General features: G+C 54.7%; 1 protein-coding gene. It reads right to left on the bottom strand.

All coding sequences use genetic code 11. From position 1 onward, the window contains the following. The coding region (locus ACGF63_RS22040; protein WP_387633226.1) for an amino acid adenylation domain-containing protein at positions 1 to 6,242 on the bottom strand (6,242 nt) is incomplete at both ends.

Below are 6,242 nucleotides of genomic sequence, written 5' to 3' on the forward strand. Positions count from 1 at the left end.
CCCGCCCAGCGCCTCTTCCCCCAGCGCCGCCCGGCCAGCCGCGTCAACCAGAACCACGGACGGGGCCGTATCATTCAGGATATACACCAACCGCTCTCTGGGATAAGCCGGATCCAACGGCACATAAGCCCCACCCGCTTTCAGCACCGCCAGCAGCGCCACCACCATCGCCGGGGAACGGGCCACGCCAATCACCACCCGCTGGTCCGGTGTCACGCCCAGCGCCATCAGTTGATGGGCTAACCGGTTGGCACAGGCATTCAATTCAGCATAACTGAGGGTTTGCTCTTGATACATCAGCGCGGTGGCATTCGGGGTTATCTCCACCTGTTGTTCAAACAATTGATGGAGACATAATGGATCAGGATAAGGGGTTTCCGTCGCGTTCCAGGTCTCCAGCAACAATGTGCGTTCCGTCGCAGGCAGGATGTTCAGCACCCGCACCGGCGTCTCCGGGGCTTGCTCAAGCGCCACTGCCAGACTCTCCAGCGCCTGCTGCATATAACCGCATATCCTGTCCGGATCAAACGGCTGCACTACATAAGCGGTCAGCCCTAAAGAAGCGCCGTCATCCTCCACCGACAACCCAAATGGATAGTTAGTACGCTCCTGTCCGCCCAGGAATTCAATCCCAGCCATCGTTTCATCCAGCAGATCCGGCTGCTCATTATGCCGGTAGTTCAACAAGGCGCTAAAGAGAGGCGTACCGCTGGCAACCCCACTGCACCGCTGGGCCAGCGCCAGTGACGCATGCTCATGCGTCAGCAAGCCGGCCAACCGTAAATGTGCTATCCGCACGCTGTCCCGTACCGGGGTCTCATCAATATCCAACCGCAACGGCAACGTATTAATAAACAGCCCCATGCCACTATCAGCGCCTTCTCCCGCCGCCATGCGCCCAAATAAGACGGTGCCAAACACCACTTTCTCCTGCCCACTGGTACGTGACAACACCTGTGCCCAGGCCAGATGACACAGCGCCGCCAGACTGACACCCAAACGCCGGGCCTGACTACGCAAACGATCATTCAACCCGGCCGTCAGCATCCAGTACGATTCCGTTACCTGTGAGCCATCACGGTGCACCTCCGCCAACCCGAACGGCAGTGTCGGTTCATCGACCTCCGCCAACATATCGGTAAAGAAACGGGTATGCACTTCCTGACTGGTGCCCAACCGGGCCTGAGCCACCAGATTACGGAATGGCACAGGCGCAGGCAGGCTGTCCCCTTGTCCGGAAAAATAGGCCTGCACTTCACGGTGCATCACTTCCATCGTTTCATGGTCACCAATCAGGTGATGCAGCAATTGCAGTACCATCCAGCGGCCATCAGTCTCCTGCGCCACCACAAAACGCAGCAGAGGCGCCTGGCCCAAATCGAGATGATAATGACGGGGATTAAAACGTTGAGCCAGTTGATCACTAACCGGTCCATCAACCGGATCCAGCGTCAATTCAGTCACTAATAAAGGAGCTTGACGCCAGACGACCTGAGCCGGCACGGATAATCCTTGCCAGACAAAAGCGGTACGCAGAATATCATGGCGATCAACCACCTGTTGCACCGCATCCAGATAACAATCCAGCAGAGAACGGTCAGCAAAGGCCATCTGACTGGTTAACAGATAGGGATCACCTTCGTTCGCTAGCAGATGGTGAAATAGAATGCCATCCTGCAACGGCGACAGGGCATAGATATCCTGAATATTGGCAATCCCGCCCGGAACCTGACCGACGATACGGTCAATCTCAGCCTGAGTCAGGTCAATCAACGGCAGCAGGTCTGGCGTCAACGCCACAATGTCCGGTGTAATGCGGTTGTCAGGCACCGAGATTTCACGATGTTGAGCCAGCGATTGAGCTAAAACCCGGAGTGTTGGATGCTGGAATAGCGTTTGCACCGATATCCCCAGACCGATACGCCGCAATTGTTCAATCATTCGTACAACGAGCAGCGAATGACCGCCAAGCGCAAAGAAATTGTCATGCCGGCTAATCCGCTCAATCCCCAGCAGCTCACACCAGACCGCCACCAACATCGTTTCCATCTCCCCTTGCGGCGCTTCATAACGCTGACGGGCAAAAGCGTCCTCGCCCGGTGCCGGTAATGCCTGACGGTCCAACTTACCGTTAGGCGTTAGCGGAAAGGCATCCAGATACACAAAGGCCGCTGGCACCATGTAATCAGGCAAAATGGCACTCAGATGGGTACGCAAGCTGTTAACCTGCCTATCCTTCGCCTGAGCCACCACATAGGCAACCAGGCGTTTATCTTCCCCATCACCCTGTACCAACACAACAGCCTCACGTACTGCTGGGTGTTCTGTCAAACGAACTTCAATTTCACCCGGTTCAATACGAAAGCCCCGGATTTTAACCTGCTGATCATTACGGCCAAGGAATGCCAAATTGCCATCCGGCAGATAGCAACCTAAATCTCCCGTTTTGTACATACGGGCATCAGGCTCATCACTAAAGGGATCAGTGACGAAACCTTCGGCAGTCAGATCAGGCCGATTGAGATAACCGCGGGCAATGCTCGCCCCGCCAATATAGATTTCGCCTGTCACCCCCAGCGGCACCGGCTGGCGGTAAACATCCAGCAAGTAAACTCGCGTATTTGGCAGTGGCCGGCCAATGATATTGGCTTGTCCTGCCACTTCATTCAGACAGGATATCGTTGTGGTAATCGTGGCTTCTGTAGGACCATAGCAATTCGCCAGAACAGGATATTCACGGTGAACCGATAACCAACGTTCTAACTCATGATCAGATATCGCTTCCCCACCAATACAAATTATTCTTAGGCCCTGATAGATATCGCCTTCATTCACTTCAGAGATTATTCGCCAAAATTGGGCAGGTATCGCAATGTACGTAATTTTGTAAGACTCACACAAACGCCAGAATTCCTGCGCACTGAACGTCCACTGGTTTGTCCTCAAGACGACGGCTGAACCCTGCGTTATCGCGCAAAATATTTCAGAGGCACAAACGTCAAAAGCAGGGTTGCAAAACTGCAATAAACGGTCAGATGCGTTAAAAAACCACTTGGTATTCAACGCAGTAATTTGATTAACCAGCTGTCTATGTTCAACCATCACCCCCTTCGGTGTGCCGGTCGAGCCAGAGGTGTAAATCACATACGCCAGATGCCGTGAGGTCAATTCAGCTATCTGCGGATTGCTATCCGGCTGGTCAGGCAATTCATTCGGATCAAGCACCGTCAACCCGGTAAACACGTTTTCGCCCAGCGCTGCATGCCCGGCTACATCGGCCAGTAAAATAGCCGGTGAAGCATCAGACAAAATATGCCCCAAGCGTTCCCCAGGGTAATCCGGGTCCAGCGGCACATAAGCCCCGCCCGCTTTCAGCACCGCCAGCAATCCCACCACCATTGCCGGTGAACGCGCCACGCAAATCGCCACCCGCTGATCCGGTTCTACGCCCAACGCAATCAGTTGATGCGCCAGCCGGTTGGCACGGGCATTCAATTGGGCATAGCTGAACGTCTGGTCTTCATATACCAGTGCCGTCGCATCCGGCGTTTTCCCGGCCTGTTGTTCAAATAACTGATGAATGCACAACGGGTCAGGATAGGGGATTTCCGTGGCGTTCCAGGTTGCCAGCAATAGCCTGCGCTCTGCCGGCGCCAAAATATCAATTTCCCCAACGGGCTGTTGAGGATGAGCCACCATCGCTTGCAGTACCGTGTGCAGATACCCTACATAGCGTTCGATCGTTTGTTGATCAAACAGGGCCGTGGCATAACTCAAAGCCCCCACAATCCTGCCATTCTCCTCAGACAGTGCCAGTTCCAGATCAAACTTGACGGTGTCCAGAACAAGATCAACAGGTGAGACGGCCAATTCGGGCAGTCCCCATTCCAGGCTCTCATTGTTCTGCCAGGTAAACATCACCTGGAACAGCGGGGTATGCGCCAGTCTGCGCGGTGGCTGCACAATTTCCACCACCTGTTCAAACGGTAGATCCTGATACGTCTGTGCCGCCAGTGCGGTTTGCCGCACACGAGCCAGCAACTCAATCACACTCGGCGCACCCGATAAATCGATACGTAAGGCCAGCGTATTGACAAAGAAACCGATCAAGGATTCTATTTCCTGGTGGCTGCGGCCTGCGCTCGGTGTGCCGATAACCACATCCTCCTGACCTGACAGACGCGACAAGACCGTGGCCCAGGCGGACAACAGGGTCATGAATAACGTGACGCCTTGCTGTTCGCTCAGGTGCTTAAGGGATTGCGTCAATTCCGCATCCAGATCGATGAGCATCACATCCCCGGCAAACGACTGCTGAAGAGGGCGTGGTCGATCGGTTGGCAAATCCAGCAGTACCGGCGCATCAGCCAGCAGGGTACGCCAATAGTCCGATTGAGACTGGATCCGTTCAGCCGACAGCCACTGGCGTTGCCAGGCGGCGTAATCAGGATATTGGATTATCAACGGTGGCAAAGGATCACATTGCCCCGCCAGAAAAGCCGTATAGAGCATGCTCAGTTCACGTATCAGCACACCTACAGACCAGCCGTCCGACACAATGTGATGCTGGGTAAGCAAAAACTGGTATTTATCATCGGTGAGCCGAATAAGCGAAGCACGGATAAGCGGGCCATGACTGAGATCAAATGACGTGTGGGCTTCCCCGATGCTCAGGTGTTCAAGTATAGTTTCGGCATCCGGTATCCCACGCAGGTCATGCTGAGATAAAGGCAAGCCGTTGTCCGCACTCAACAGTTGCACTTGTAGCTGACCGTCAACGGAGACGAAGACAGAACGTAACGCTTCATGACGGGCAAACAACGTGTCAAGCGCCTGCTGCCAGGCAGCGATATCCAGCCGACCACACAAGCGCAGTACCATCGGGATATGATAGGTATCACTGACCCCCTCAAACTGGGCCAGGAACCACAGACGCTGCTGTGCGAATGACAGCGGCAACACCCCCTCACGGGATATTGGCATGATGACGGGCAATAGCCCGCGCTGCTCATCAAACTGGGCATGTATTGCCTCAGCAAAGGCCATTAAAGTTGGCGTTTCAAACAACGTGCTCAAGGGCAGTTCGATACCTAACGCCGCTATCCGGTTCATCATCCGCACCGCCAACAACGAATGGCCGCCCAGCGCAAAGAAATTATCATGCCGGCTGACCGGCTCAATGCCCAGTAACTCACGCCAGATAGCGGCCAGAGCAATCTCAACCTCCCCTTGCGGGGCTTCATAGACCTGACGGGCAACATCTTCCTCCCCCGGCACCGGTAACGCCCGGTGATCCAGCTTGCCATTCGGCATCAACGGGAGGGCATCCAGACGTACAAAAGCTGCCGGGACCATATAATCAGGCAACAAGACACTCAGGTGTTCACGCAAACGGGAAACTAACCCGTCATGCGCTTCCGCCGCCACATAGGCGACCAACCGTCTGTCCCGTCCGTCATCCAGCGCCAACACCACCGCTTCCTGCACCGCCGGGTGTTCCATCAACCGGATTTCAATTTCCCCCAGCTCAACCCGGAAGCCGCGGATTTTAACCTGATGGTCGTTACGGCCCAGAAATTCCAGGTCACCATCCGGCAGGTAACGGGCTAAATCCCCGGTGCGATACATGCGCGCCCCAGATACCGGGCTAAAGGGATCCGGCATAAAGCGTTCTGCGCTCAGTTCCGGCCGGTTAAGATAACCCCGCGCCACCCCGACACCGCCAATATACATTTCACCAATGCCACCTAATGGTACCGGTTGACCCTCTGCGTCCAGCAGGTAGACACAGGTATTCTTAAGCGGCCGGCCGATGGAACGAACATCCTCCGCAGACAATATCTCCTTACAGGTCGCCGTCACCGTATTTTCCGTCGGGCCATACGCGTTCAATAGCCGGGGCCGGTGGGTTTGCTGGGTAAACCATGCCTGAATGGCATTCTTTTTGACCGACTGACCACCAAAAACCATTAATCGGAGCGTATTTGGTAGCGACAACCCATTATCTCCGGTCATCAGTTCGGACCAAAACGACGCCGGCAGAAACATCACCGTGATACGGTACTGCCGGGATAAATCAATAAATTCCCGCATAGACGCCAGCCAGCTATCATCCCGCATGACCAGCGTAGCACCACGACATAATGACGAGAAACACTCTTCCACTAAAACATCAAAGGCAAAAGAGGCAAATTGCAACACCCGGTCTTGCGCTGTAATGGCATAGGTCTCATTTAGCCCCA

The organism is Photorhabdus sp. RM322S (genome assembly GCF_042879395.1).
GTDB classification, from domain to species: domain Bacteria; phylum Pseudomonadota; class Gammaproteobacteria; order Enterobacterales; family Enterobacteriaceae; genus Photorhabdus; species Photorhabdus khanii.